Annotated in this window: 34 protein-coding genes and 1 tRNA gene; 27 read left to right on the plus strand and 8 right to left on the minus strand. The window is 46.6% G+C overall.

Features of this window, described 5'->3' with window-relative positions; translation table 11 throughout:
- From WH45_RS12665 to WH45_RS12710, 10 genes are all read left to right on the plus strand, one after another.
- A complete protein-coding gene (locus WH45_RS12665; protein ID WP_046214787.1) occupies positions 1-480 on the plus strand; it encodes a DUF2577 family protein in 480 nt (159 codons plus the stop codon).
- The gene (locus tag WH45_RS12670; RefSeq protein WP_046214788.1) at positions 458-871 is read left to right on the plus strand and encodes a DUF2634 domain-containing protein; all 414 of its coding nucleotides are present in this window, start codon (positions 458-460) and stop codon (positions 869-871) included. The genes WH45_RS12665 and WH45_RS12670 overlap by 23 nt, the downstream gene beginning before the upstream one ends.
- The gene (locus WH45_RS12675; RefSeq protein WP_046214789.1) at positions 871-1,965 is read left to right on the plus strand and encodes a baseplate J/gp47 family protein; all 1,095 of its coding nucleotides are present in this window, start codon (positions 871-873) and stop codon (positions 1,963-1,965) included. The genes WH45_RS12670 and WH45_RS12675 overlap by 1 nt, the downstream gene beginning before the upstream one ends.
- Positions 1,962-2,522, plus strand: coding sequence for a putative phage tail protein (locus WH45_RS12680; protein ID WP_046214790.1), 561 nt, complete (start codon positions 1,962-1,964; stop codon positions 2,520-2,522). The genes WH45_RS12675 and WH45_RS12680 overlap by 4 nt, the downstream gene beginning before the upstream one ends.
- Positions 2,522-4,054, plus strand: a complete 1,533-nt coding sequence (locus WH45_RS12685) for a bactofilin family protein (protein WP_046214791.1) — start codon at positions 2,522-2,524, stop codon at positions 4,052-4,054. Before WH45_RS12680 ends, WH45_RS12685 begins: the two co-directional genes overlap by 1 nt.
- Positions 4,055-4,086: 32 nt before the next feature.
- Positions 4,087-4,299 carry a BhlA/UviB family holin-like peptide gene (locus WH45_RS12690; RefSeq protein ID WP_046214792.1) on the plus strand — a complete coding sequence of 71 codons (213 nt, stop codon included), beginning with the start codon at positions 4,087-4,089 and terminating at the stop codon, positions 4,297-4,299.
- Positions 4,299-5,144 carry a M15 family metallopeptidase gene (locus WH45_RS12695; RefSeq protein ID WP_046214793.1) on the plus strand — a complete coding sequence of 282 codons (846 nt, stop codon included), beginning with the start codon at positions 4,299-4,301 and terminating at the stop codon, positions 5,142-5,144. Before WH45_RS12690 ends, WH45_RS12695 begins: the two co-directional genes overlap by 1 nt.
- A 1-nt stretch (position 5,145) precedes the next feature.
- Complete coding sequence (locus tag WH45_RS12700; protein WP_046214794.1) at positions 5,146-5,337, plus strand: hypothetical protein; 192 nt, start codon at positions 5,146-5,148, stop codon at positions 5,335-5,337.
- Positions 5,338-5,771: 434 nt separating this feature from the next.
- Positions 5,772-6,293: a hypothetical protein gene (locus tag WH45_RS12705; protein WP_046214795.1), complete on the plus strand. Its 522-nt coding sequence runs from the start codon at positions 5,772-5,774 to the stop codon at positions 6,291-6,293.
- Positions 6,294-6,297: 4 nt separating this feature from the next.
- Complete coding sequence (locus WH45_RS12710) at positions 6,298-6,546, plus strand: type II toxin-antitoxin system HicB family antitoxin (RefSeq protein ID WP_046214796.1); 249 nt, start codon at positions 6,298-6,300, stop codon at positions 6,544-6,546.
- Between the two features lie 57 nt (positions 6,547-6,603).
- Here the strand turns inward: WH45_RS12710 and WH45_RS12715 are convergent, their stop codons facing one another.
- Together WH45_RS12715 and WH45_RS12720 are read right to left on the minus strand one after the other, a co-directional pair.
- Positions 6,604-7,527: an AlbA family DNA-binding domain-containing protein gene (locus tag WH45_RS12715; RefSeq protein WP_046214797.1), complete on the minus strand. Its 924-nt coding sequence runs from the start codon at positions 7,525-7,527 to the stop codon at positions 6,604-6,606.
- 220 nt (positions 7,528-7,747) lie between these two features.
- Positions 7,748-7,954 (minus strand): helix-turn-helix domain-containing protein, encoded by a 207-nt coding sequence (locus WH45_RS12720; protein WP_046214798.1) that lies wholly within the window; start codon positions 7,952-7,954, stop codon positions 7,748-7,750.
- 357 nt (positions 7,955-8,311) lie between these two features.
- Here WH45_RS12720 and WH45_RS12725 point away from each other — a divergent pair, with 357 nt between their 5' ends.
- From WH45_RS12725 to WH45_RS12750, 6 genes are all read left to right on the plus strand, one after another.
- Positions 8,312-8,902, plus strand: coding sequence for a hypothetical protein (locus tag WH45_RS12725; RefSeq protein ID WP_046214799.1), 591 nt, complete (start codon positions 8,312-8,314; stop codon positions 8,900-8,902).
- A gap of 102 nt (positions 8,903-9,004) precedes the next feature.
- On the plus strand, positions 9,005-9,373 hold the full coding sequence (locus WH45_RS12730; RefSeq protein ID WP_046214800.1) for a hypothetical protein: 369 nt from the start codon (positions 9,005-9,007) through the stop codon (positions 9,371-9,373).
- 381 nt (positions 9,374-9,754) lie between these two features.
- Positions 9,755-9,952, plus strand: coding sequence for a hypothetical protein (locus tag WH45_RS12735; protein WP_052723764.1), 198 nt, complete (start codon positions 9,755-9,757; stop codon positions 9,950-9,952).
- 3 nt (positions 9,953-9,955) lie between these two features.
- Positions 9,956-10,408: a hypothetical protein gene (locus WH45_RS12740; protein WP_046214801.1), complete on the plus strand. Its 453-nt coding sequence runs from the start codon at positions 9,956-9,958 to the stop codon at positions 10,406-10,408.
- A gap of 7 nt (positions 10,409-10,415) precedes the next feature.
- Positions 10,416-11,255 (plus strand): hypothetical protein, encoded by an 840-nt coding sequence (locus tag WH45_RS12745; protein WP_046214802.1) that lies wholly within the window; start codon positions 10,416-10,418, stop codon positions 11,253-11,255.
- Between the two features lie 321 nt (positions 11,256-11,576).
- Positions 11,577-11,975, plus strand: coding sequence for a phBC6A51 family helix-turn-helix protein (locus tag WH45_RS12750; protein WP_046214803.1), 399 nt, complete (start codon positions 11,577-11,579; stop codon positions 11,973-11,975).
- A 560-nt stretch (positions 11,976-12,535) separates the two neighbouring features.
- Here WH45_RS12750 and WH45_RS12755 read toward each other — a convergent pair.
- From WH45_RS12755 to WH45_RS12770, 3 genes are all read right to left on the minus strand, one after another.
- Positions 12,536-13,501 carry a tyrosine-type recombinase/integrase gene (locus WH45_RS12755; protein ID WP_046214804.1) on the minus strand — a complete coding sequence of 322 codons (966 nt, stop codon included), beginning with the start codon at positions 13,499-13,501 and terminating at the stop codon, positions 12,536-12,538.
- A gap of 331 nt (positions 13,502-13,832) precedes the next feature.
- Entirely contained in the window at positions 13,833-14,042 is a 210-nt protein-coding gene (locus WH45_RS12765; protein WP_046214805.1) for a hypothetical protein, read from the minus strand.
- A gap of 197 nt (positions 14,043-14,239) precedes the next feature.
- Complete coding sequence (locus WH45_RS12770) at positions 14,240-15,085, minus strand: AraC family transcriptional regulator (protein WP_046214806.1); 846 nt, start codon at positions 15,083-15,085, stop codon at positions 14,240-14,242.
- 244 nt (positions 15,086-15,329) lie between these two features.
- On the opposite strand from WH45_RS12770, the gene WH45_RS12775 reads away from it, so the two are divergent.
- Positions 15,330-15,989, plus strand: a complete 660-nt coding sequence (locus WH45_RS12775) for a ThuA domain-containing protein (RefSeq protein WP_046214807.1) — start codon at positions 15,330-15,332, stop codon at positions 15,987-15,989.
- 28 nt (positions 15,990-16,017) lie between these two features.
- A complete protein-coding gene (locus WH45_RS12780) occupies positions 16,018-17,121 on the plus strand; it encodes a Gfo/Idh/MocA family protein (RefSeq protein ID WP_046214808.1) in 1,104 nt (367 codons plus the stop codon).
- A gap of 2 nt (positions 17,122-17,123) precedes the next feature.
- On the opposite strand, the gene WH45_RS12785 is transcribed toward WH45_RS12780, so the two are convergent.
- Positions 17,124-17,378 carry a hypothetical protein gene (locus WH45_RS12785; RefSeq protein ID WP_046214809.1) on the minus strand — a complete coding sequence of 85 codons (255 nt, stop codon included), beginning with the start codon at positions 17,376-17,378 and terminating at the stop codon, positions 17,124-17,126.
- Positions 17,379-17,663: 285 nt separating this feature from the next.
- Here WH45_RS12785 and WH45_RS12790 point away from each other — a divergent pair, with 285 nt between their 5' ends.
- The 5 genes from WH45_RS12790 to WH45_RS12810 all read left to right on the plus strand — a co-directional run bounded on the left by WH45_RS12790 (position 17,664) and on the right by WH45_RS12810 (position 21,569).
- Entirely contained in the window at positions 17,664-18,344 is a 681-nt protein-coding gene (locus WH45_RS12790) for a uracil-DNA glycosylase (RefSeq protein ID WP_200897694.1), read from the plus strand.
- Between the two features lie 11 nt (positions 18,345-18,355).
- A complete protein-coding gene (locus WH45_RS12795; protein ID WP_052723765.1) occupies positions 18,356-18,787 on the plus strand; it encodes a hypothetical protein in 432 nt (143 codons plus the stop codon).
- A gap of 180 nt (positions 18,788-18,967) precedes the next feature.
- Positions 18,968-20,857, plus strand: coding sequence for an Ig-like domain-containing protein (locus WH45_RS12800; RefSeq protein ID WP_052723766.1), 1,890 nt, complete (start codon positions 18,968-18,970; stop codon positions 20,855-20,857).
- A gap of 213 nt (positions 20,858-21,070) precedes the next feature.
- Positions 21,071-21,352 carry a helix-turn-helix domain-containing protein gene (locus WH45_RS12805; protein WP_046214811.1) on the plus strand — a complete coding sequence of 94 codons (282 nt, stop codon included), beginning with the start codon at positions 21,071-21,073 and terminating at the stop codon, positions 21,350-21,352.
- Between the two features lie 145 nt (positions 21,353-21,497).
- Positions 21,498-21,569, plus strand: a tRNA-Val gene (locus tag WH45_RS12810).
- A 46-nt stretch (positions 21,570-21,615) separates the two neighbouring features.
- Here the strand turns inward: WH45_RS12810 and WH45_RS12815 are convergent.
- Positions 21,616-22,176, minus strand: a complete 561-nt coding sequence (locus tag WH45_RS12815) for a GNAT family N-acetyltransferase (protein ID WP_052723767.1) — start codon at positions 22,174-22,176, stop codon at positions 21,616-21,618.
- Between the two features lie 83 nt (positions 22,177-22,259).
- Positions 22,260-22,730, minus strand: coding sequence for a GNAT family N-acetyltransferase (locus WH45_RS12820; protein WP_046214812.1), 471 nt, complete (start codon positions 22,728-22,730; stop codon positions 22,260-22,262).
- A gap of 375 nt (positions 22,731-23,105) precedes the next feature.
- On the opposite strand from WH45_RS12820, the gene WH45_RS12825 reads away from it, so the two are divergent.
- The 4 genes from WH45_RS12825 to WH45_RS12835 all read left to right on the plus strand — a co-directional run bounded on the left by WH45_RS12825 (position 23,106) and on the right by WH45_RS12835 (position 25,091).
- On the plus strand, positions 23,106-23,348 hold the full coding sequence (locus WH45_RS12825; protein WP_046214813.1) for a hypothetical protein: 243 nt from the start codon (positions 23,106-23,108) through the stop codon (positions 23,346-23,348).
- Between the two features lie 114 nt (positions 23,349-23,462).
- Positions 23,463-23,771 carry a hypothetical protein gene (locus WH45_RS12830; protein ID WP_046214814.1) on the plus strand — a complete coding sequence of 103 codons (309 nt, stop codon included), beginning with the start codon at positions 23,463-23,465 and terminating at the stop codon, positions 23,769-23,771.
- A 255-nt stretch (positions 23,772-24,026) separates the two neighbouring features.
- Positions 24,027-24,185: a hypothetical protein gene (locus tag WH45_RS23600; RefSeq protein ID WP_156075159.1), complete on the plus strand. Its 159-nt coding sequence runs from the start codon at positions 24,027-24,029 to the stop codon at positions 24,183-24,185.
- A gap of 336 nt (positions 24,186-24,521) precedes the next feature.
- On the plus strand, positions 24,522-25,091 hold the full coding sequence (locus WH45_RS12835) for a DUF3841 domain-containing protein (protein WP_046214815.1): 570 nt from the start codon (positions 24,522-24,524) through the stop codon (positions 25,089-25,091).
- The last annotated feature ends 155 nt before the right edge of the window (positions 25,092-25,246 follow it).

Genomic DNA, 25,246 nt, shown 5'->3' on the forward strand with positions numbered 1-25,246 from the left:
ATGGCAATTGAGAAAATAGACGGGGGCCCCGTCAGCCAGTTCCGCGACCTAATTAAACAGGTCGGCCATAACCGGGATACCGACGTAGAGTTCGGAACGGTCCTGGTCGGCTATCCGGCGTTATCTATTCAGTTGGATAACGCTAAGTTTACGCTCGATGCCGACGACGTTGTAGTGCCGCAGCACCTGACGAACTGGACAGAGAAGATCGCTATTAAACCGCAATCGGTTACGATCAAGCTTTCGGAGTATACCCGGCAGCAGCAGAAAACGCAGTCTAGCTCGGTTATGGACGCGGGTATGTACGCGGATCAAATTATCGGCACGCTGGAAATTGCGGAGCTTGAGATCGAGCACCAAAACGAGCTCGTAGCGGGCGACCGCTTGGTAATCGTATCAGCGGGCGAAGGTCAGCGCTATTTCGTATTGGATAGAATACCGGCAGGAGGTGGCACGGATGGCGTTCAGTCCGTTGAGTGATAATTTCGAAGATACATCGTTTGTCACGGAGGATGACGTACTGCCCTCGAAGACTTACGCGCTCGACCTGGATACCGGCGCAATTGGTCCGATGGTCGACGGCACGGCTGCGCTCAAGCAGTTTATTCTAAAAGCAATCGCGACGGAGCGATTTCACTACACCGTATATGATACGGATTATGGCTGCGAGCTGGAAGACTTGATCGGGTCCAATGTAACCGCCGAACTTCTAACGGATGAGATCCCGCGCGTGATTACCGAGGCACTAATATATGACGACCGGATCGACGACGTATACGATTTCGTAACCGAGCAATCGGGCGATAAAGTGTACGTCTCTTTTTATGTGGACACGAACCAGGAAACTATCCCTATCGAGGTGGTGCTGTAATGTACGAATCGCAAACTATGGCCCTGATCCTTTCCCGGATGCTTACGGCCACTCCAAATACGATTGATAAACGCCAAGGCTCCGTTACTCATGATATGCTCGCCCCGGCTGCGGTAGAGCTGACGCAGGGTTATTCCGAGTTGGACGCTATCCTGGAATTAGCCTTCACGGATACTGCTACGGAGGGTTACCTAGAGCGCCGTGCCGCGGACTACGGATTGACAAGAAAAGCGGCTGCTAAGGCGAAAGGCTTCGTTACATTCCGGGCTAACAGCGGCCAGCCGCCGACTACTATTCCCGCCGGTACACTCGTATCTACGGGCGGAGATCAGCCGAACTACTTCATCGTAGACGTAGGCGGTACGACGTCAGCGGCTCGCCCAAATTCGGTCACATTGGCCGTTACTGCAGAAGTGGCCGGAGCAGCCGGGAACGCGGATAAAAACGCAGTCACGGCGATTATAGGCGATCTCGTGGGCGTACTGACCGTTACGAATGCAGCGGCCTTTACTGGTGGCGTGGACGCAGAGAGCGACGACGAACTTCGCGTACGCTGCTACGACCGGGCGCGTCAGTCTGTAGCGTCAGGTAACGCCGCTCACTATCGACAATGGGCGCTTGAGGTACCGGGCGTGTCTGATGCGCGAGTATATCCGGTATGGAACGGCGGAGGTACGGTTAAGGTCGTAATCCTCGGCTCCAATAAACGGGCTCCTGACGCTGCAGTCGTGGCCTCTACGCAGAAGTATATCGACCCTACGCAAGACGGTACCGGCCAAGGACAGGCGCCTCTCGGAGCCATTGCTACGGTAGCTGCTGCGGTCGAAGTTAAGATCAACGTCTCCGTTAAGGTGGAATTGGCAGCAGGCGCCTCTCTGGACGAAGTAAAAGCGCAGCTCACCTCTGACGTAAATGAGTATCTCGGACAGCTAGCGTTCTCTGACGCCCTGGTTCGTTTCAATAAGATCGGAACCCTGTTACTCGATTCCAGCCCCATCGTCGACTATACGGACTTAACGCTTAATGGGAGTACGGGGAATATTCAAATCAAAGACGGCGAGGTGGCAGTATTAGGGACGGTGATCGTTACATGAAGACTTTGGGCGAACAAAAGCAGGCAATGAAGGATTATTTGCCGACCTATTACCGCGAATCCGTGATCGTAAATAACATCATGGATCGGGATGCGGCCGAGATTAATAAATGGATTATGACAGCCTACGAGGTCCTAGACCAGATGTTCATCGGTACGGCGACCTGGGGCCTCGCTCGTTGGGAGCACATCTTCGGAATTAAAGCGGTGACCGGCCAGACGTACGAACAGCGCCGAGAGATCTTGCGGTCGAAGCTCCGGAGTAGTGGCAGCGTTACGGCTGCGTTGGTAAAGTCCGTAGCAGAATCGTACTCTAACGGCCAGGTATCCGTTACGATAGATGCCGCAAAGTACACGGTCAATATTACGTTTGTAAGCGCCGTTGGTATTCCGGGTCAGCTCGACATCTTAAAGAGCGTAATTCGCGGTGTTATTCCGGCGCACTTAGCTATCGCATTCAACTTCCGATACCTGCTGATTAAAGAGGTTCACGAAGTTATGACACTCGATCAAATCCAGTCCCATAAATTATCAGATTTCGCAGGAGGTGCGGTCTAATGGCGAGCAATACGCCCAATCTCGGCTTACTCAAAAAGAACCCTGTCACGGACGGCAATGATACGTTCAATATTCAGACGATGCTTAACGATAACTGGGACAAGATCGACCTCGCTATCGGAGACATCCCGTCCCAAATTGACGAACTGTCTGAAACGGCGGTCACGTATAAACCGATTCCGGCCGGAGTTACTAGCGTAAACGGGCTTGTAGACATTGGCATTTATTTCACGCCGAACATGGAATCGTTGTCTAATATCCCCGCCAATCCGGTAGCTGGCGCAAACTGGCTTAATACACACGCTTTATTCAACGTGTTCAATATTACGCCTCCTTACGCCGGTCCTTCGTTTCTACGCGTGATTGAGCTGTACGTAACTCACGGTACTACGCAATATTACTTCCGCCGGAACACGAAGATTAGTATCTCTGGCGGGACAACGACGGTAACTCACGGGTCGTGGGAACGTATGATCACATCAGCAGGCGGAACGATTACCGGAGCGATGATCGTAGGTAGTACGCTCGGTGTGTCCGGAAAATTAACGGCCAGTGGTGGGCTTGATGTAGCCGGAGCGGTAACGGTCAGCTCAACGATGTCTGTAGGCGGAAAACTAACGGCTAGCGGAGACCTCACTGTCAACGGAGTTATTACTACGCCAACACTACGCGGCGGAGTGTCCGCTGTACTTGCGTCGGAAACAGCGGCCTCCAAACGGTGGACATTTCATATCGCTGATTTTAACGAGGGTACGCTGTACATCTCTCCGTCTAAGACAGCGCAGGGAGCCGATTGGGATTTCGATAAGAACGTTGCCCTTCGGTCTAATGACGGGAAGCTGTCCAATAACGGTCGTGTGATTCTCGATGAAATCGACGCGGTAAAGCAATCTGGCGTTAAGGTTAAGCAGGATTTAACGGACGCGCTTAACGCCCATGGGATAGCGTCCTCTACCGGCGATACATTCCAAACGCTAACGGACCGAGTAAGAACGGTAGCCTACGGGCGTAAGTATGTGGATTCCGTTAAAGCATATCCTGGCGTAGCTGATCGAGGTTGGTACCAAACGGGAAACTATATCGGCCGTTTATGGGACAGTGATTATCGCATTCATTACGGAGACCTGCAGATTAGACTTAATAATCCGATTACGGAATGTTTAAATTCTACACGATTCGACTTGAGTAATGCATGTGGTGCACACCTAGTGTTACTTGACAGCGCCGGGAGAGCTGCTGAGATTATGCCGTGGGTTAAGTGGCAGCCTACAGGCACGGTGGGTAGCGGAAACTTCGGAAACGCGTATGTAAACAAAATCACCTTTGACCGTACGATTCGTAAGGTAATCGCGAACGTGAACAAGCCATCGACAACGCTAAGTCCGACGACACTACCCGCCGAAGACATTTCCCTCACGCTTCCGAATGACTTCAATATCGACGGACCGATTACCATCCGGTATGAGAGCGCGGGATATACGTCTGGAGGCGGCAGCTGGTGGTTCACGTCGCTGGGCTCGATTTATATGTAACCGACATAACGAACAGAAGGGAGGTGTACGTCATGGACCCGGCAATCATGCAGTCGGTATTAACGCAGGGGCCGTTCGCGGCTCTTTTTGTTTGGCTTCTTTTCCGCGTCATGAAACAGAACGCGGAGCGAGAGGCGTACCTGCAGAGTCTCCTCGATAAGTTTTCGGAAAAATACGATTTGATCATCGAGCGACTTGACGGTATCAACGTAAAAATCACGGACAAGACGGAGGAGGACAAATAATGGCGTTAACACTCGAACAGGTAAAGCGTAAGTCGGCCTCGCGGTTGGCTACGCTTAATTCCGTATGGAGACTCGCAGCAGAGGCGGTTATCGAGCGTGCCTATAATCGCGGCGTCTATATCGTTCTGGTACAGGCGCTTCGAACCTACGCAGAGCAGGACGCCCTATACGTGCAAGGACGGAACGGGGATAAACGGAACATTGTGACGAATGCCCGCGGCGGCTACTCGAACCATAATTTTGGCTGCGCGATTGATTTCGCCCTACTGAACGCCGATGGTACGCAAGTATCCTGGGATACCAAGCGCGATTGGGATAACGACGGCGTACGCGATTGGATGGAAGTCGTCGAAGAGGCGAAAAAGCTCGGCTGGTCGTGGGGCGGCGATTGGAAAACATTCGTCGATATGCCTCATTTCGAAATGACGTTCGGACTGTCTACGGCTGATTACCGTGTAGGACGTCGCCCAATGCCTGCGCAGCTTCGGATCGCAGAAGCAAAAATTAACTCGGTAATGAAATCCGAGATCAAAACGGAGGATGACGGTATGACAGCAGCGGAAAAGAAAGCATTCGAGGAACTGCAGGCGAAAGCGGAGGCAGCCGGTAAAGCAACGGCGGAATCGGCAGCTTTAATCGGTAAGTTGACGGAACGTATCGCGTACCTGGAAGGCCGTGACAAAATGGCAAAACTGCCGGAATGGTCGATCAAACCGTTTGAAAATGCGAAGGCGGCGGGCGTTGTTAATAACGCAAATGAGTCGTCTTACGATATCTGCCGAGTAGTTACGATGCTGGATCGTTTGGGCGCATTTAAAACGGATACTACGAAGGAGGTGAGCTAATATGAAGAACGTTAAAATTGTGCCGCTGATTATTGCGCTGCTGGGGTCGCTCAAGCTGATCCTTGCAGCTTCCGGTATCGAAATTCCGGACGCTACAATCGACGCTACCGCTAACGGCGTGGCTGCGGTTGCTTCCGTAGTTGGTATCGTCATGTCGCCGGTTAAAAAGCCGGAGGATACGAGCGTTAACTAACGATTGACAGTCGGCGGCTTATTAAAAAACGTAAGCTCTAGCGGATTGAAATTTGCTACAGCTTACGTTAAATTAATTTTTTTAAATCTTTTAGTATTACGACTATAATTCTTCTCTGCTGGGCATACTTTCTAAAATCAACCATCCATCCAGAAACTGACCAAACAATTATTAAAATGGAAACAAAAACGAAAAAAAATAGAAACCCATAATGTTTTTAGTGAGAGTACATATGCAATTTATGGAGTTAGAAGACCTAAAAGAAGTGTTAAAGCCACTGTTTGTTTAGATATTTCTTCTTGAGTTTCTAGTTTCGCTTTGGTCAATTGCAGTTGCGCTATTCTCTTAGTATCAGATTCTATTTGAATAGTTATTGACAACTAAGCATTTTATTAGATATGTTGGAAGCATCAGAAAAGAGGAGAACAAGTATTATGAATAAAGCGGTCAGAGCTCTTATAATAATTAATATTTTGATTTTAGTAGTCTCTGCTTACATATATGTACTCAATCGCCAACAAGCGAAGGAAATTGGCAATCTATCTAAACAGTTAGATAAAGCTAATGTACTCTTCGAAGATGTAAAAATACTTAAAGCTAATGAGGCATTTCAGCGTTTAGCCCATACAGTTGAGGGTGCATATACAACAGAAGATTTTATAGTAGAAAGAATAAATTTCTATACAAATAAAGATAATACGAAGTTAATCGGCGTAACTTTAAATCTTACCCCTCAATCGAAAATGGCACTATTATATAAAGACGCCGGACAATTCGCTATATCGGATCGCGAGTTTCGGGCTAAATTAGAGCCCTTTATACCGGAAATAAAGAAGTATTATGGTGTATTTAGCGATACGTTACCGTGGGGAAATAATGTAAATGCTACAATAACAGTACGTAATTACGAAGTCGCTACGTATAAAGACGGAAAATTAATTTTGACGGGGGAGTGAATACATGAAATACGAATATTTAGCGATATTTACATATGAAAAAGAGGGAATTAGCGTAGAATTTCCGGATTTACCTGGCGCATATACCTGCGGTAAAACGGATGAAGAGGCGATGCTTATGGCGCAGGAATGTTTAGCGGGATTTTTAAGTGAAATGTTGGCGGATGGTGATAAGATTCCGCAGCCTAGTCGAACTGAAGATATACGCCTTAGCGAAAAAGATAAGATTGTAGCGATTCAAATAGAAGAATAAAAGAAGCGCAGACTCTACTAAAAGACTTGATCTTTTGAGTGTCAGCGCTTTTTTTTGTTAGCGTATTAGAAAAGGTAAAATTTCAGTTTGCGATAAATTTCCTTTCATATCTTCAATAGATAGATAAGCTTTATAAGAAATACCTTGTGTAATTTCATGTATTATATTATCAATAATATGTGAAATTGCACCAAAACTAAGATTGATTCTTAAAATTTCGTTTGGATTAATATGTGCAAAATTATCCCTAGTAAAAGGAATCCAATTGCTATTTTTTCCTGGTATCCAAAAAGCTCCTAGACCTATAGTAATAGTCGCGTCTAATTGCTCATTTATAATAAATAACGTAGCATGTGCTAAAAGATTAATATGAGTTCCTACATTAATAATATTTGCTATGATATTCAAACGTTTTTTTTCATCTAAAGTAAAATTGTAAAAAGAGCTATTATGAAATAGTTCTAGCTTAAAAGGAGGGACAATAATCTTATCTTTCTCATTGTACATCAAGTCAAGGTCATACCGTGTAGCAGGATTAGTACGTGTTCCTTTTCGCACAGGGATATAGCATTCGATATTTTTATGTCTTCGTATTACATGCGGTTTATTAAAAGATTGTGGAATATGAACTACTACAACGTATTTATCATCTATTTTAATTTCATGAAAATTAACATCGAAAGAGTCTTGAAGTTTTCTATAAATTATATCTGTAAGTTTAGCAGAGTCGATAGGTAATCGTGTGTCGTAAATTTCTCCGGTTTCTCCATCGATACCTATTATAAAATAAGCATCAGGGCCTGGAGTGTTAACCATTGCAGTAAGATCTTTTACAAATTCTGATTGTCCTTCCTCATCTCTTTTATTTTCCTTGGTAAAAACTTTCCAGAATTCTCGTTTTAACTCTCGTCTAGGATTCTCGTACTGTGCGCCAGCTTTTATTTGACGACTAATGTTTAAAATATCGGACGTATTCAACATAATAAAATATCGCTCCTTATTTATTTAGGAATATACTGGCACTAAGTTGGTAAAACGTCAGCTTTCAGCGTCATTTTTAATCCAACATATTTCGGCGTGATTTCCTCGATCCGTACATCCTCTAATATGTTTAATCTTAATAGTGTCGTAGTAAATAGTTCCGTATTACTAACAAGCTTGCATTTATTGTATTCGTTTACATACGTATTTTATGTTTCCTTCATTCCTCATTTATGTACTCTATCAAATCCCCAGGTAATACATTTAGTTTGTTACATAAAGTATCCAGTGTAGGAAAATCCACTCTTGTATTAGCATTTAAAGCCAGTGCCTTAACTGTATTACGACTAAGCCCAGTAAGTTCTATAATATCCTTCGGTTCCAAGCCCCGCTCTTTCATTATTTTATCTAGTGAGAAACGAATCATAATAAACCTCCAAAAAAAACAAATTTATCAACTAGTTGACAAGGTGACAAAGTGAATATACTATGTAATTATGTCAGTTAGTTGACTAGTTGACAAAGTGATTATAGCACGTTCAAGCAACCTTAAACAAGGAGGATTTTTCGTATGATACATAACTAATATAATTCTCACTATTTATTAGCGTTTCGAAACGGTCGGTAAGTACTAATCTTCCGGCCATTTTTTACACCTGAAAAGGGAACGTATGTTCTTTATATAAAGCTAAAATCATATATATATATATTTTGATGTGAATAAATAATGATTTTAATTAGAAAACTTAATTAAATAGACCAAATATCAAAGGAGGCCACTCTTATGAAAATTACAAACGAGCAATTCAATGAAATGTATGCAACTGAAATCGCACCAATCGTACACAGCGTCGCTAAATACTTCGGAGCAGTGACGCACATTCCAACCGCTGAATATGAAAGCCGCTTGAATTACGAAGCTTGGCTCGCTGTTCAGAAATTCGACGGAGAAAAGGCGAGTTTAAAAACGTTTCTTTATATGCGTCTGAAAGACCGCGCTAAACGTGTTCTTTACGATGAACGCCAGTCTAAAAATAACGAAAGTATCGATGGGGCTACAAACGACAAAGAAGGGAAATCGACTGCTTATCGGCAGTATGCGAGCGATATAAATGTCGAGAATGACAGCATCGCAACGGAAACTATACGAAAACAGCGTGAGCTTATTCATGTACTATTGTCTAGCGTGAAAAAGTTAGACCCGATTATTCATGAGCTTGCTGACCGCTTCCTCAACGGTGAGGCTGATTCGGTTGGAGAGCTGGCGCGAACAATGGGAATACACAAGCAAAAGGTAGCTAGAGCGCTGCAATATGCGGCGCGTAGTTACGACGAAAATAAATTCGGTCCCTTGAGCGATTACTTGTCCGCTTAATTCGAGATTAATTAATCTTAATATACGCAAATATGTGACCAGAGTAGTCTATCTTGTGGATACTACTCTATAAGGAAAATAAAAACCAAAAGGAGTGGCAATATGAAGAATCAAGATTTAATTAGTATCGTGTCTCAAAAGGATCTTACAGCTAAGTTAGAAGGTGCGCAGCCACAAGAGTTCATAAGATTACACATTGACAAAGCAGTAGCATCCGGTTTAGTGGCAAATATGGGAACTAAGTTATGGGCTACATTATCCGTAATCGCTATGTTTACAAATGAGAAAGGGCAGAGTCAATGTAGTCAAAAACAGATTGCTAAAGCGCTAGGTGTTAGTCAGACAACTGCTAAAAGGTACCTATGTGCTTTAACTAATTATAGATGGAAAGGAGAACCTATATTAAAAGTAGAGAAAGCGCCGGATTGCGGTTGTGAGGATATGTCCTTATATACGATATTGTCCTTCTAATAAGATAGTATACGATAGGCCTGGCGATTTAAATCGCTGGGTTTTTAGTATAACAATAAAGCTATAAATGAATGGATATATTTGAGTGGATATAATAAATACAGGTAAATTATAGAAAAATAAGCCATCCAGTAAGAGGTAAGAAGATTGTTTGCGGATCGGTAAATACTTACGACATTATAAGTACAGAAAGCTACACAATACATCATCACCACAATTTTTTTTGAAGTTGGGCGTGACGAAATATAACTATTATTCTGCAACGCCTATTTTACATATTAAGCAAGGACTTATATAGACGTTACTTATCGCCCCTACTCACGCGTTAATGGGTGAAGCGTACGATTACGTACGACATTACGCATTGGAGGGCGATTTAAGATGATGGTAGATGGCGTAGATTTCTTATACGTATACAGTACGGCTTTGTTTAAGTTCCTGCAGCAGGGCCGTTTCCGGTACGTATGTATCGGCGTAAATGAGCGTTCAGGCGGCCGATTTTGGCTGTACGTGAAGACGGAGGAACTGCGCGGAGCATTAGACCGCTATGACGCGCTGAAAACGTCCGAGGAGGCGTAGTCTATGAAAACACGCATTATTTACGACGACCAGGACGAGTTGTTTCGTATAAGCAGCCGTCCAAATCGCTGTATTTTCCGGAAGGATCTGCGAGACGGCAATAAGTACACGTTAGAGTTTTACCGTGTGCGGGTTCATACGCCAGGTCATCCAATAATCTATCGTTGGTACGTCAGCCTGTACGTAGGCGACTTCCGAAAGGCGAATAGCTGGCGGCGGACGTTTAAGAGTAAAGAGATTACCGGCTCGGGTTCTATCCGATGTCTACGATCCGCAGCGGCGCAAGTACGCTGGTTTATCACGCACCTGGATAAGAACGAAGAATTGGCGATTCAGGGAACGGACGAGCGGCGAGCGCGAGTATATGACCGGCTGCTGAAATATCCGGAGTTTATCGAGCAGGACGGCATGATCATCGCACGTAATCCGAATATATGGACGTGGGAAAGGAGGTGATTACGTAGTGGCCGAGTATAAGAAACTCGTTGATCCGGCTACCGGCGAAGTCCATCCGAGAGCGGTCATTCTATCGGACGGCGACCGAGTATCCAGCGCGGCCCAAAGAACGAACTACCGGCGACGGGGCGGCAGGTCAGCCGAATTTACAATAACGAATATGGAGAATATTGACGAGGTAATTGACCGCGTTTCGGATAAGAATTGCGGTTATTTGCTGTACCTGCAGTGCTTCGTCAACTATGACGCCATACTCGAAAATCCGGATAAGACGGCCATGAGTCGCAGCGATATCATGCGTACGCTCAAAATAGGCCGGACTACACTCACGCAGTTCCTACGGGAAACAACGGCCGCGGGCGTAGTTATTGAGGATGGCGGCAAATACCGAATTAATCCACGTTATCACTTCCAGGGTAAAACGAGCAATTCGGCCGTGGTTAAAACGTTTGTCGCCCGGATAAAAGAGCTGTATACGGAGGTTAATGCGAAGGATCTCGGCTTCGTATACAAACTAATGCCGCATATACACCTGGAAACAAATACGATCTGCGCCAATCCTTTCGAAAAGGACGTAGAGAACACGATCCCGCTTACGAAAGAGGATATCGCCCGGCTTACGAATGTGACCGAAAAGTCCGTTTATACGAAGCTGCGCAGCCTTAGATTCGGAGAGCAGTACGTATTTGCCGAAGTGGTGTACGGGCGGTCCCGGTATTATAAGATCAATCCGTTCGTGTTTTACCGGAAGAATGGGCGGCCAGATGCGACGCTGCGAGAGATATTTTCCTTACGTAACAATTTCACATCGGTAAAAACGCGAACAAAAAAGGCCGGACATCGGTAAAAACGCGAACATCGAAAAAGTGGCTTCGGCCTTAGAGCCACAAGGGTTTGCGGCGTTTTAGGGGTCAAATTTATTCTTAGTCTTTAAGAGCGCAATAATTACGAAAAGATACCTCATGTTTGTACTCACTCCGTTCATAAAAACAATCGGGGCAGGGGAAGCATGAGGTCCTTTTAATTAGGGCGTGTTAAGGTAGTTATATCTCCGTACCTTTAGGGACGGGCGTGTGACCGGAAGGGAGCACGCATATACATAGCGATAGGTGAGCGTACACTATAACGCCCATTTATCGCTTATTTTATTTACGGGAGGAATACGTATATGGGACGTCCAGGACCGAAGAAAGCACGCGCATTAACAACGGAAATGTACATCGCTATTAAATGGATGGCGCTACCTAAACGAGGAGGTAAGACGTACGAGGAGCTCGCAGAGTTGGTCGGAGTACATCGCGCTACCCTATTCGAATGGAAGAAGAATCCGGTATTTGAGGCGGAACTCAAACGGGAAATGATCCGGAATACGCAGGATAAGTTGCCGGAGCTTCTGGATTCGTTAATTGACATCGCTATAGCGGACGGTAACGCAGCAATGGCGAAGCTGGCGCTGCAGGTGAACGGTATGCTTACGGATCGGGTCGAGATCGAAACGAAGGATAGTTCGGATGGCGTTGATTTGGACGCGCTTAAAGACCGAATTAAGCAGCGTAAACGCGATTAATGTGTACGTTAGTACAAACGGTTAGGGCAGCGTAAAGCGGTCGATACGCAGCGGATAGGACGGTAAAACGAAGGGCGTATGTAGTGCGGATAGTGTCCGTAGAGTCGTACGCTCTTAAAGCCGTCCAATTCGTTATGTGGTGCGTAATGGGGACGCCGGGTTGAGTACGAGCGTGTACGACACGGGATGGCGTATAAGTCTACACGGGACTCCTGGCGCCTACCCTGCCCGTAATTTTTCGGTGAGGATCGGTCAAATAACGATACATAACGGTGAAACTGCGGAAAAGTACAAATAGCGGAGCGTATACCGGTCGATCCATACGTAATGAACGGCGTATAGCCCGTAGTGGCGCGGGTTACGGGCTCTGGTCGGTCGATTGACTTGTGTCGAAAATGTATGTTTTGTACATATGTTGACGATTTAACGCAGTAAAGTACGTACCCCCAAGCGCCCCTCCGAACGGCCCCAGTCAGGCCGGTAATATTCGCGAGCACCGAAATTAACTTTTGACTTTAGCGTAGTAAAGGACGCCCCCAATGCGGAAGCGTCCCGGAGTCTTACCGTAAGTTGTCGAGCGGCGAAAACTTCTGATGCTGCTTCGATAGGTCTTGCGAGAACAAGTTTACGTACATACGCGTTACTACTAACGATTCGTGGCCGAGCAATTTCTGCAGACTGAACGCATCGCCGCCGTTCATTATATAGAGCTTGGCGCAGGTATGGCGGAATGTGTGCGGACTGCAGCGTACGCCTTTAATACCCGTTATGTCGCCGTAGTTCTTTATCGTCTGCTGCATCCCGCGAGATTTAAAACGCTTGTCGTCGATGTTTACGAATAGGGCTTCCGTTGATAGACTGCCGCGTAGCTCTAAGTAAGTTCGCAGCATCTTTTCCAGGCGTCTACTGAACGGTACGAATCTTTCTTTGCGGCCCTTTCCATATACGCGGAGTATCCGATCCGCCCAGTTAATGTCCGAAAGGTCGAGCCGCTCTAATTCAGATATCCGGACGCCGGTATCTAAGAGCGTGGACATAATTACGTAGTCGCGGTAGCCCGTGAACGTTTTCTTATTCGGCGCATCGAATAGCATCCGGAGCTGGTCGTCCGTAAAGGTTTCGATAATTCGCTTTTCGGACCGTATCGCGCCGAGCTTCGACATCGGGCTTTGTGCTAAGTGACCCTCCTCTACTAAATAGTTGAAGAAGGCGCGCCAGGTTCTGATCAGCTTGTTAATCGTTTGGTCCGAAGGATATTCGCCGATACCCCGGTTAATGCGTGTCTTACGTTTATTGTCGATCACAATCGAGATATGGGCTTTCGTTATGTCCCGTGGAATCTGGACGCCAATATCTCCGAGCAGTAGCGTAAGCTCGTGCAGGGCATCTCGGTAACTATTGGTCGTGTTCTTCGTGAGGTTCCGTAATTCACAATTACGTAGATACGAGGCTACCGCCAGGTCTATATCGGTCGATTCGTCCACTACCTTCGTAACATGATTTCTTCGTCTTCTGGATTCGGTCATTGATTTCGCCGCCTTATGCGTTTAGTGTACGTATACGAATCGTATACTGTGCGTTGAGGGGTCCGTTATGTAGAATATCGTTGTAGTGGCGGAATTGGCAGACGCACAGGACTTAAAATCCTGCGGTAGGTGACTACCGTACGGGTTCGACCCCCGTCCTCGGCATACAGAAAAAGCTTTCTTTCCTTACAGGGAAGAAAGCTTTTTTTATTATACAGAAGCCAAAGAGCAGAGATCCATAAATCGGATTTTAAATAATATTTCAATATATGAAAAATTCATAATAGAGAAAACAAAAAAAAGGCCGCGTCCCAACGAAGGGACAGCGGTCTTATTTATGCACAAATACCGTGTCTTTGCGTGAATAGAAGGTCACATTCCCATCTTCATTTTTCAGCATTATGTAATCTTCGGTAATCCGCTCGATCACTCCATGTTCTACACTAAAACCGGGCTGCCAGGCGTAGACCTTGGCTTGAAACAGCGCAGCAGCGAAGAAATGGACATTGGTTGTCAATTTGCGTTCCGTGCTTTCGTTCATGGGCGTTATGCACCTCCGTACACAGATAAATGGAATAATGGTAACAGGGCAGGAGGCATGATGCCGATCCCGGACCGATAGGCGAATCGAAATAGCCTGCTTGTGATCCTGCTTTCTAATATAGTAACAAACTGTCTCGCCGATCACAATGGAGCAGCAGGATGGATAGGCAACAACAAGAGAAGCTTTCCTCTTTTTTAGCGCAGATCAGAGGGAGTGCGTCCGCGCAGCTGACGGAATACCCGGTTAAATGTACGCACATTGCCAAATCCCGATTCCAGCGCAATATCGATCAGCTTGCGATCCGACTGCAGGATCAGCTGCTCGGCATGACGAATGCGCAGCTCATTAATATATGTATTATACCCTACCCCAGTGACCGTTTTGAAAAAGCGGGAAAAGTGAAAAACGCTCATCCCTGCATAGTCGGCACCATCCTGCAGTGTACATGGCTCTGTGCAGTGCTGTTCCAGATGCTCCAGCAGCTCCTGCATGACCTTCAGATGAGCCAGCGTGCGGGAATGGTGTCTTCGAACCGACGAATGGTCGGCAGCCAGGTAACGCAGCGCCAGGCCGCTCAGCTGATGCAGCAGGCCGGTAATGATCATTTCATACTGGGATTCATGATGCTGCACTTCCGCTGCCAGCGAACGAATCACCGGCTCGGCCTGCTGCAGGAACAGCCGGTTCTGCTCCCCATCCGGCCCGTGGGGAGATACGAAGCTGGACCGAAGCGGATGCTCCTGCGGCCATCCGGCAGGACTGCCAATCAGCCGTGGGTTGAAGATAATCAGCAGAATGCTCGATTCCAGACCGGTACTGTCGTAATAGTGAATATCTCCGCTGCCGCACAGGGCCATCTCTCCCTGATGCAGTACTCTCGTCTCCGAGTTGATCCCCATACGTACCGATCCTTCATACACGTACATAAACTCAAGATCATGATGCCAGTGCGCCAGAAAGTTAATATTCCGGATCTGTATCGCCTGAAAAGGAAACCCTGTCTCATAATAGTACAAACGGTTCTCGTGAAAAGCGCGCATCCTCTCACCTCAGATAGCTTGGTATGTAATGTTCTTGACGGAAAGTCCTGTATTCGGTCACCATTTGGCATAACTGCGGAATCATGGAGGCTGATACCGGATTACATGAATACTAGCAAAAATTGTCCATCATTACAATGAAAATGACGCGCATTGAACAATCATTTTCCCTACAATACATAGTATGTAAGCGTTACAAAAATAAGATCTGTACCAGATCGAATACACAGGAGAATGAGCAGATATGACCAAACAGGCATTGATCGTCAGAGGCGGCTGGGAAGGACACCAGCCGGTAGAAGTATCCGAGTTATTCGCCGAATGGCTTAGAGCGGAAGGTTTTGAGGTAGAGATATCCGATACACTGGATGCATTTCTGGACGAGGAGAAGCTGAAGCAGCTGAATCTGATCGTCCCGGTCTGGACAATGGCGGAGATTACGGATGAGCAGCTGCAGCCGGTGCTGCGTGCTGTCGCTTCCGGTGTAGGACTCGCCGGCTGTCACGGCGGCATGTGCGATTCGTTCCGCAACAGCGTCGATTGGCAATTTATGACCGGATCGCAATGGGTCGCCCATCCATTCAATGATGGTGTCGAGTATGAAGTGCAGATGGTCAAGTCGGCGGACAGTCCGCTGATTGAGGGCATTGCCAACTTTACCGTCAAGTCGGAACAGTATTATCTGCATGTCGATCCGGCTGTACATGTACTCGCTACGACAACTTTTGTGATCAGTGACAGCCCTCATTCGGCCAATGGCGAAGTTCGTATGCCGGTCGTCTATACGAAGCGCTGGGGCGATGGCAAAGTCTATTACAACTCGCTTGGTCACCAGGCCAATATTTTCGATATTCCGGAAGCCAAAGAACTGATGCGCCGCGGACTGCTGTGGGCAGCACGCTAATTAGACGAGGGAGAGGGGATTATTCATTATGGATAAAATCAAAATCGGCCTGATTGGCTGCGGAACCATCAGCGATATTTATTTGCAGAATCTAACGCATACATTTGTCAATACGGAAGTGTATGCCTGTGCCGATCTCAATCCCGACAAAGCCAGCCAGGCAGCGGAAAAATACGGTATACCGCACATATGGACAGCGGATGAGATTATAGCAAGCGAAGAGATCCAGATCGTGGTGAATCTGACGACACCGCAGGATCATTTCGAGATTTGCCGTCAAGCGCTGGAGGGCGGCAAGCATGTGTATGTGGAGAAGCCATTGTCCCTGTCACCCGAGCAGGGCAGTGAACTGGTGAGACTGGCGGAGGAGAAAGGACTACTGCTTGGCGGAGCACCGGATACGTTCCTCGGTGCCGGACTGCAGACCTGCCGCAAGCTGATCGATGACGGATTTATCGGAGAGCCGCTATCGGCGACTGCCTTTATGGTCAATCATGGGCATGAGAGCTGGCATCCGGCACCGGAATTTTACTACAAAAAGGGCGGCGGTCCCATGTACGATATGGGCCCTTATTATCTGACTGCCCTGATTTCGCTGCTGGGGCCGGCGGAACTGGTAAGCGGTATGACCCGCACTTCATTTGCCCAGCGTACGATTACGAGTGAACCGAAGTTTGGCCAGGTGATCGATGTGGAGGTGCCGACGCATATTGCAGGCACAATCCAGTTCCGCAGCGGTGCGATTGCAAGCATGATCACCAGCTTTGATGTATGGAGCAGCACCCTGCCGTATATTGAGATCTATGGTACGCTGGGAACGATGCTTGTACCGGACCCGAATACCTTTGGCGGTCCGATCCGTCTGCGCCCTGCCCAGGGCAGTGAATTTATGGAGATTCCGGCGGTTCATCAATATGAAGAGAACAGCCGAGGGATCGGTATCTCGGATATGGCGGATTGTATTCTCCATGGAGGCACTCCACGTGCGAATGGGCAGATGACCAATCATGTGCTGGAGATTATGTATGCTTTTCACAGCAGTGCAGAGTCACGCCGTTATGTTGAACTGACGACTACCTGCGAACAGCCGCAACCGCTGTCATATGGGCTGGTAAATGGATACCTGCGCTGAAGCTAAACAGAGCGTCTGGCTGAAGCAAACGACAGCAGCGTATAGAGAATGATATGGATACAACAGCGGTATCGGACGTACGCTAATTTTTTCATCAAAAATGAACTTTTCTGCTGACCATCCGAGAGATATTCGCTTTTCATATTATCACTCAGTAGGAGTCCATTTGTTGAATAGTAAGGATTGCCGAAAGCGGCAGCTGGCATGATGGCTGCTGCTTTTTGATGTGTATTTTTTTCCATATTAATAGGATTCATTATTATAGAAACCTCTGCTGCAGCAATCTAATCAGCAGACTAGGATGATTTTTATGTAAAGCTGTTATTTATTACGTGTTATTGATTAAGCCGTCGGGTCATCCAAAAAGGCATACTGTCCGTTTCATGATATATCGGTTCATGTCCTGCATGCCCCTCATCCAAAAAAAGGTGAAACCAAAATCGAATTGCATTATGATGAATTTGGGGTAATAACTGAGACAGGTATCAGCGAGCAGCTGGATACAGGAATAATCCATCGACAGGATGGCCGATACAGAAAGGATGTTGATTATGTTTGATAATGATTGGGATGATATTTTGAAGGAGGAAATGGAGCAGCCCTATTTCCAGGAACTGATGAGCTGGCTGGATGCGGAGTATGAAGAGCATACCATTTACCCGCCAAGGGACTTGCTGTTTCAGGCGCTGCGTCTGACTCCATATGCGGAGGTCAAAGCGGTCATTTTGGGTCAGGACCCGTATCATGGTGCCGGTCAGGCTGAAGGACTCAGTTTCTCTGTGCAGCCGGGAGTTAAAATTCCGCCTTCACTGCGTAATATTTACATAGAGTTAAATGAAGATATTGGAGCGCCGATTCCGAATCACGGTTCGCTCGTTAGCTGGGGCAAGCATGGTGTACTGCTGCTCAATACGGCACTAACCGTACGCGCCGGACAGCCGGCTTCCCACCGGGGCAAGGGCTGGGAGCGATTTACCGACACGATTATCCGACTGCTGAATGAGCGCAAGGAACCGATGGTGTTCCTGCTGTGGGGTAATCATGCGGCAGAAAAACAGACACTGATCAATACGGAGCATCATCTGGTGATCCGTTCGGCACACCCAAGTCCATTTGCCGCACGTAAGGGATTTTTCGGCAGTCGCCCGTTTTCACAAACCAATCAATTCCTGGAAAAGCATCAGATCGAGCCAATCGACTGGACAATTCCGCAGTTATCCTGAGGGGGTGGCAGATGGAGGTGGAGATGATGAAGCACTGGGAAGGCAAAAAAGTCGTAATTACCCGGGATGATGAGTATCATTCCAGACTGTACGGTACCATACAGCATTGGGATATCGAGAAGAATCGGCTCATCCTGCAGCCGGGTTCGATTCATATTCTGCTGAATGATATCCTTCATATCAAGGAGCTCAAAATGCTGCCCCAGGATCTTAATTCGGCAGCCTGGGAGCTGAATTCGGTCGGTTATCTGATGAAGCAGCCGGTTCAGTTTGATAATGCCATTTTGTTCGGCTCCAAAGTCATGATCTGGAAAGACGATCAGCTGATCGAGCCATTTGCGCGGCTGGTCCGTCATAACCGGGAGCGGGTGATTCTCGATGATCATCGCACCTTCACCAAAGCAGATCATCAGTTTGTCGTACGCTCACGCAGGGGATGCTGAGCTGTATAACTGTGCAATAAAACATAACCGTTCACAGACTATCGTCTTTTATACAGGACGATAGTCTTATTTTGGAAATTAAATGGCTTTTTTTACATACAAACCTTCATTCTATGTGTTATTCCTCCGATATTAATAGAGGATTGGATACAGACGATACTATACTAAGGGGAGAAATGAATGACACGTACTGCTAAATTGGGGAATTGGATGCTTGCACTAGTATTGGTCAGCACGATGCTCTTTCCAAGCGGAGTATTCGCGGCGGACACTACTGCGGTATCACTCAAGTTCGATGATAACAATACGCTGACCTTGTCACTTGAGGATGACGGACAGGAACTGAATGTATACACCGTTGACGGTTCAGGCAACACAACAGACGTATCCGACAAAGCAACATGGTCTACCAGCAGTGCAGCTGTAGCTACCGTGAAATCCGGGCAAGTTACACCGGTAAGCGTAGGTACAACGACCATTACTGCCAAGTATGGCGACCTTGCTGCAACCAAGAAAGTGACAGTAACATCACCTTATACCGCTCTCGCACTGTCTCCGGCAGCTGGAACCAATGTAACCATTGGCGAACCTGTTGAGTTCACAGCAACAGCTACTAAGCAGGACGGAAGTACAGTAGACGTAACCGATAGTGTTACATGGTCTACATATGACATTAAAGTAGCCAAAGTAGTCGAAGGCAAAGTAACAGGAATCTCCCAGGGAACAACATCCCTTACGGCCAAATATGCAGGTCTCGTAGCAACGACCGATCTGTATGTACGCTCTTCCTTCCAGGGACTGATGCTGACTCCGGAAGATGATCAGATCATGTTCATTGGCCAGCAGCCGAAGCAGATTGTAGCTGAAGTAGGCGATGCCAGCCGTGTACCAACCAATGTCACTTCCAAAGTAACATGGACATCATCCAACCCGCTGAATGCTACAGTCGAGAATGGCGTACTGACCCCATGGGTAGAAGGTACGTCCACGATCAAGGCTCAATATGAAGACTTTACCAAGACATTCAAAGTAACGGTCTACAAAACAATGACCAAAGTACAGGCAAACGTAGATTCGATCGACCTCGTAACCGGCGGATCGGCAGCATTGCCAAAAGTAACCGGTACAGCAGTGGACGGTACCACCAAGGACCTGTCCAAACTGGTGGACTGGACGATTGATAGCTCCATCGCATCCGTAACCACTACCAAACTGGAAGCCGAAGGCGAAGGCGACACCAATCTGGTCGGCAAAATCGGCGATATGACGGTAACCGTTCCGGTAAGCGTCAAAGCCAAAGCGCTGACACTGACACCGAGCGCATCCAGCCTGAGCATCGTGGTTGGATCTACAGCCAACCTGCCCAAAGTAGAAGCTGTCACTGCAGATGGTAATACCATCGATGTGACCGATGAAGTGGAGTGGACACTCAGCTCCGATAAAGCCCTTCTTCAGGAAGGAAAAATCAAGGCACTGGTCAAAGGCAGCACGTCTCTCAAAGGAACCTACTTGAACAAAAACGTGCGTGTAAGCATCAAAATGGAAAGCAAAATCAATTCCATCACGGCGACACCGGCGATCATTGACCTGAATGTGAACAAAAGCAAATCCATTATGGTTAAAGGCGTTTATGCCGATGGCAAAAAAGCAACACTGTCTTCCAAAATGAACTGGGTATCTTCCAATCCGGCAGTAGCTACTGTCAAAGGTGCCAGCGTTAAAGCGGTTGGTGTAGGTTCTGCTACACTGACAGGTTCATACCAGGGTCTGACAGCAACCGTTAAAGTAAATGTAACCTCCAAGCTCAAAAAGCTGACCCTGTCCGAAAAATCACTGAAGATGACTACCGGTGATGCCAAGACCGTTACCCTGACAGCCGAGTACGATACCGGTGAAATTGTCGATGTAACCAAGGGTGCGATCTGGACGACCAGCAAAGTAACTGTAGCTACCGTAAAAGAAGGCAACATTACAGCAGTAGCCAAAGGATCGTCTTCGATCAAAGCTGACTTCGGCGGCAAACACGTATCCATTAGTGTCTCTGTCAAAGATGTAGCAGCTGCGAAGTAAGCACATTGACTGGATGGTACATGCCAAACAGCATAAACTGCCTGTAGATCATGAACAGGCGAAAAGAACCTCTGCTCTCCGGCAGAGGTTCTTTTTTTTGTATGGATACAGGCCAATAGACAAAGTTTCCTTGCCAAAAAGCAATAGAGAGTATAGAATAGGAACATATGTTCTTTATGTGAAGCCACACCTTTACAGCAGAGGAGGAGAATCATGCTGGATGATTTTGAAAGGAAGCTGCTGCGCGTATTATTTAATTTCTTTGCCCGCCACCGCCGAATGCCGAGCTGGCGTGAACTGTCAGCGATGACATATCGCTCGGCGGATGAACTGGTACATACCCTGAAGGCGCTGGAGAACCGGCAGTACATAGACTGGAATAACAAAAACGATCCATCAACCATCATCATGATCCAAGGCTGGGAGCGCCGGGAGAAGCGTCCGCGGACTACTACTGCACAGGTGACCGACTCTTCTTACTGGACACAGTACTGACCGAATCGGTAGGACTGCTATGGATTAGATAACGGATAGTATTTATTGTATGCCTGCTTTGAGGTGTCTGGCTTTCTGGAATCAGCAAGTTAGATATTGACAGCCCTTATCCGATTTGGTATATTACTTCTTGTGATTGTAATACGACCTGTTAGCTCAGCGGGAGAGCACTATCTTGACAGGGTAGGGGTCAGTGGTTCGATCCCACTACAGGTCATACCGAAAAGTCCTTGATTTCTCAAGGACTTTTTTTATTTGTCTTTTTATTTATTCAAATGAAATGTTTGCAATTTAGGTTTAAACATAACAAACAACAATCGGCCCAGTAAGTTTTGAAACAGCTGTAGAAACTCGGTCTTGTTCAGTTCCGGGCCTTTTACCATTACTTCATAACATTCCCCCGCTTGAATCATACGATAAGCTGCATTCTTATATCCATTTTTCAGATAAAAGTCTTTACGTTTGACTCGCTGAGTATAGTTATCGGCAGTCGAATCAAGTTCTTCAATATTCAGCACCAGTCGGTGTTCGGGATAATCCGCTTCAATCATGGATAAAATGGTTTTGCCATAGCCTTTGGATCTTCTGGAAGCGTCGATAGCCAAATAGAATATAAAAGTAATATTGTTCCTGGAGAACATGTAGGCGAATCCAATAAATTCTTCGCGGTCATAATAAGCAACAAAATGTACACCTTCTTTTTTCGCTTTCCTCAATAAAACAATCATCGGAATTCGCTCTCTTTTTGGGAACGCTTTATGATAAAGTTTTTTTACAAGGTCCATATCTTCAAAATGGTTGTCAATTTTTCTGGTATCTAACATGGTGCCAAGTCTCCTTTGATAATAATGATCTGTAACCAATCCGGTAAGACCATTTCATAATTGGCTGAGAATTTTGCGGCAGATTATATCTTTTCTTCGTTTGTATGTCGGCTTCGTACCATGACTTTTTCTCCATTGATATCCAGTTCACCATTAAATCGGAATCCAAATTTCTGATATAGATACAGAGCCCCGTGATTATCATCAAACAGGCTAAGATAAATGTCGCTTGCATCGTAAAGTCGATCCAGATAGCTAATTAAGGCATCCAGCATTAGGGTTCCCATTCCCTGACCTTGATATTGTTCATCGATCAGGAAGCGGTCCAGCCATACGCGCCCATTCATGCCTTCGCCCGGAAATCGTCCATACATGGCAAAGCCGACCAGTGCATCATCTGCATACAAGGCAGCCGGTTGATAAAGGGAACAGTCCTGCGCTTCCTCGAGGCATTGGGCAGTATTCTCAATATAGGAAGTCTGGTGTTGAGCTACGCGGAGTGCCAAAACGGCAGAAAGATTATCTGTAGTTACCTGTCTGATTTCTATTTTCATAGGATCACCTGATCGTTCTGGAGAGCAGAGAGTCTGTTCTCCTCAATTTGGAAGACATGATTTAGAATAAGGTATACCGTAACCGGATAGTCAAGGGGGCACCATGGAAAAAAGAAAAACGGAAGTGTATTTAATAACGGAGAATTTGCGCGTTTATGCAAGGTGAACAAGCGAACGCTCTTTCACTATGATGAGATTGCAGTGAAAAATCCAGCAGACTATGTCTCCAAAATTACGATTGGAGTGACAGCGAACAGGTCCGATTGAGCACAGAAAACAGCAAGCGAAAGTGGCAGTATTTTGAATAAAAAAATAGCCAAACTTGAAATCGAGCATATACCTTTTCATAATAGAAAACAAAGGAGGGAGAGCTGCATGGCTGAACAAGCGTACGCATATATTGACCGGACTGCTGGACAGGTATTCCATGTACTGACCGACTATACACTGGCTCAGCGGGAAGCGAGAGATCGGGTGATTGAATATCGTGGTGAGCATGAAGGAGGCTACCCGGTTGCCGATCAACGGCAGCTCATTATCTATACCGGGCAGCGGATCGAGAAAGACAATTATCCGATTCCGCTTTATATTCAGGCAGCGATTGACGCACTCGGTTGATGGAGAATGATTATTTTGCCAGCTCCCGGTAGCGGGGGCTTTTTGCTTTGTGTATAATGGACTTTTGGAACACAGGTAATTGCACACAATGTAAAGTAAAGGAGCTAACATCATATGGGTCAGCGTTACCGAATTACCCGGGAAATGCAGCAGGAAGGCAGCGCCCAGCAGCCAATTACGCTGGAAGAATGCAAAGCTTATTTTGAACTGCAGCCTGATATTGTATACACACCGGTCTTCACGGTCAAAGGAGAAGCCACCATGTCGATTGAGGGTGACTTTTTCCTCTGGGAGACAGAAGGGGCTACGATTCCTTTCCGTCATTTTGACGGCGATCTGTATGTCTCCGGCATGAATGAAGCCGTTATTCCCAAAATGATCGAAATTGCCAGCGCGCTGCGTGCGGATATTGCTGAGGATTGATAAAGTGCAGGCTCAGTTTCCTGACAGACTCTGGGCTGGCAACATGAAAGACGAGATTGGAATTTATATAATTGATGCAGAGAAGCTCCTGTACAACAGGGGCTTTTTTGCATCTTCTTTTATAAAAAACTACTAATAGAAACTACCAACTCCCCAAAAAATAATTAAAAAAATTCGCAAATAACTGTTTGAAATTTACAGCTGCGGGGTGATATTAGATAGACAGCGAAATTATATTTTGGAGGCATGAGAAACGTGGAAAACAGAAACGAACAGTATGGCTTTGACATAGAAAACGAAATGGATTCCTTTATTATGCAGGTGAGCCAAATCGTTAAAAACCGTGATAACTCGGATCTGGCAGTACGAGGCAAAGTGACTCAACTCCTCAGCCAGTACATGGAAACCAACTAAACCAACAATTTAATATAGCATTGATCCGGAGGACATTTCCTCTGAAATGAATGATGTATGTAACGGACAGCGTGCAGGCTCAGGTATCCATGGATATCCGGTCTGCACGTTTTTGATTTATACCGTGCAGATGGACGGTGGCTGCTGCCAAATGGGAACCGGGATGAATGGTACTTAAACTCTGCTGCTTTTTTTGTTATGATACATAGGTTATGAAGAAGTCTACTACGATCTCTGGTGAAAGCGGAATGCATTATCGTTTACCAGACTCTATGCATAGATAAACGCTCGCCCAACGCAATATTGCGATTCACGCAGGAAAGGAGAATAACCGCCATGAAGAGAATATTCCCTGCTGCTTCAAAGTCCAAGTACTGGACGATACAGTCGCTGTCTGCCTGGGAGCAAGCCCAGCAGTACGGATTTTTGGAAGGGCATAGCGATCATATTGCCTACCCCGAGCCTTATCACTGGATGATGACCCAGATGACGGAGCGTCTGCCGCTTTATGATGGCAGTTACCCGGTGTGGGTATGGAAAGAAAAACCGGATCTTCTGCAGTTGAATCATTTTACCGGCCGGGAAGAGTGTGTCTGTCTCACCCTGTCCCTGAATCCACTGAATGTATTGCTGTCGGACTTTCAGGAGTGGCATTCGGTATTGAATAATACGTTCAATGCAGTGGACCGGGCAGAGTGGGACGCATTCCAGGCAGGCTGCTCATTACTGACGAAGGAACAGAGCTGGCTGCGCATATTCGATCTCAACCGCCCACTGGATACCGACTGGTCCGGCACACAGGAGAGACGACTGCAGGGTGTCACCGGCAGGGTCCGGCTGCAGCAGGTGCTCAAGGCAGAGTATCTGACCGAATCGAGCCAGGCCAAAAGGTATTATTACTGCTGATGAATTGTACGACGCGTTTACATAAGGAAGGCATCTGAGCTGTATGCTTCGAAAATCGACTTCCATTTGGCAATCTAATATGATGGAGCGACTTGGGCGTACCATCAAGAAAAGCATCGGCTGCGTGCGGATGCTTTTTGCTGTACCAATATGTA

It is taken from the genome of Paenibacillus wulumuqiensis (genome assembly GCF_000971965.1).
GTDB classification, from domain to species: Bacteria; Bacillota; Bacilli; order Paenibacillales; family Paenibacillaceae; genus Saccharibacillus; species Saccharibacillus wulumuqiensis.

Coding starts and splice junctions, on each gene's coding strand:
- WH45_RS12765 (WP_046214805.1), bottom strand. CDS start 14,042: ATGAACGAAAGCACGGAACGCAAATTGACAACCAATGTCCATTTCTTC.
- WH45_RS12825 (WP_046214813.1), top strand. CDS start 23,106: ATGGCTGAACAAGCGTACGCATATATTGACCGGACTGCTGGACAGGTA.
- WH45_RS12835 (WP_046214815.1), top strand. CDS start 24,522: ATGAAGAGAATATTCCCTGCTGCTTCAAAGTCCAAGTACTGGACGATA.
- WH45_RS12685 (WP_046214791.1), top strand. CDS start 2,522: ATGGCGAGCAATACGCCCAATCTCGGCTTACTCAAAAAGAACCCTGTC.
- WH45_RS12805 (WP_046214811.1), top strand. CDS start 21,071: ATGCTGGATGATTTTGAAAGGAAGCTGCTGCGCGTATTATTTAATTTC.
- WH45_RS12725 (WP_046214799.1), top strand. CDS start 8,312: ATGAAAATTACAAACGAGCAATTCAATGAAATGTATGCAACTGAAATC.
- WH45_RS12755 (WP_046214804.1), bottom strand. CDS start 13,501: ATGACCGAATCCAGAAGACGAAGAAATCATGTTACGAAGGTAGTGGAC.
- WH45_RS12830 (WP_046214814.1), top strand. CDS start 23,463: ATGGGTCAGCGTTACCGAATTACCCGGGAAATGCAGCAGGAAGGCAGC.
- WH45_RS12820 (WP_046214812.1), bottom strand. CDS start 22,730: ATGAAAATAGAAATCAGACAGGTAACTACAGATAATCTTTCTGCCGTT.
- WH45_RS12730 (WP_046214800.1), top strand. CDS start 9,005: ATGAAGAATCAAGATTTAATTAGTATCGTGTCTCAAAAGGATCTTACA.
- WH45_RS12790 (WP_200897694.1), top strand. CDS start 17,664: ATGTTGATTATGTTTGATAATGATTGGGATGATATTTTGAAGGAGGAA.
- WH45_RS12715 (WP_046214797.1), bottom strand. CDS start 7,527: ATGTTGAATACGTCCGATATTTTAAACATTAGTCGTCAAATAAAAGCT.
- WH45_RS12815 (WP_052723767.1), bottom strand. CDS start 22,176: ATGTTAGATACCAGAAAAATTGACAACCATTTTGAAGATATGGACCTT.
- WH45_RS12740 (WP_046214801.1), top strand. CDS start 9,956: ATGAAAACACGCATTATTTACGACGACCAGGACGAGTTGTTTCGTATA.
- WH45_RS12675 (WP_046214789.1), top strand. CDS start 871: ATGTACGAATCGCAAACTATGGCCCTGATCCTTTCCCGGATGCTTACG.
- WH45_RS12780 (WP_046214808.1), top strand. CDS start 16,018: ATGGATAAAATCAAAATCGGCCTGATTGGCTGCGGAACCATCAGCGAT.
- WH45_RS12710 (WP_046214796.1), top strand. CDS start 6,298: ATGAAATACGAATATTTAGCGATATTTACATATGAAAAAGAGGGAATT.
- WH45_RS12795 (WP_052723765.1), top strand. CDS start 18,356: ATGGAGGTGGAGATGATGAAGCACTGGGAAGGCAAAAAAGTCGTAATT.
- WH45_RS12680 (WP_046214790.1), top strand. CDS start 1,962: ATGAAGACTTTGGGCGAACAAAAGCAGGCAATGAAGGATTATTTGCCG.
- WH45_RS12705 (WP_046214795.1), top strand. CDS start 5,772: ATGAATAAAGCGGTCAGAGCTCTTATAATAATTAATATTTTGATTTTA.
- WH45_RS12800 (WP_052723766.1), top strand. CDS start 18,968: ATGACACGTACTGCTAAATTGGGGAATTGGATGCTTGCACTAGTATTG.
- WH45_RS12695 (WP_046214793.1), top strand. CDS start 4,299: ATGGCGTTAACACTCGAACAGGTAAAGCGTAAGTCGGCCTCGCGGTTG.
- WH45_RS12700 (WP_046214794.1), top strand. CDS start 5,146: ATGAAGAACGTTAAAATTGTGCCGCTGATTATTGCGCTGCTGGGGTCG.
- WH45_RS12785 (WP_046214809.1), bottom strand. CDS start 17,378: ATGAATCCTATTAATATGGAAAAAAATACACATCAAAAAGCAGCAGCC.
- WH45_RS12670 (WP_046214788.1), top strand. CDS start 458: ATGGCGTTCAGTCCGTTGAGTGATAATTTCGAAGATACATCGTTTGTC.
- WH45_RS12775 (WP_046214807.1), top strand. CDS start 15,330: ATGACCAAACAGGCATTGATCGTCAGAGGCGGCTGGGAAGGACACCAG.
- WH45_RS12750 (WP_046214803.1), top strand. CDS start 11,577: ATGGGACGTCCAGGACCGAAGAAAGCACGCGCATTAACAACGGAAATG.
- WH45_RS12690 (WP_046214792.1), top strand. CDS start 4,087: ATGGACCCGGCAATCATGCAGTCGGTATTAACGCAGGGGCCGTTCGCG.
- WH45_RS12770 (WP_046214806.1), bottom strand. CDS start 15,085: ATGCGCGCTTTTCACGAGAACCGTTTGTACTATTATGAGACAGGGTTT.
- WH45_RS12720 (WP_046214798.1), bottom strand. CDS start 7,954: ATGATTCGTTTCTCACTAGATAAAATAATGAAAGAGCGGGGCTTGGAA.
- WH45_RS12735 (WP_052723764.1), top strand. CDS start 9,755: ATGATGGTAGATGGCGTAGATTTCTTATACGTATACAGTACGGCTTTG.
- WH45_RS12665 (WP_046214787.1), top strand. CDS start 1: ATGGCAATTGAGAAAATAGACGGGGGCCCCGTCAGCCAGTTCCGCGAC.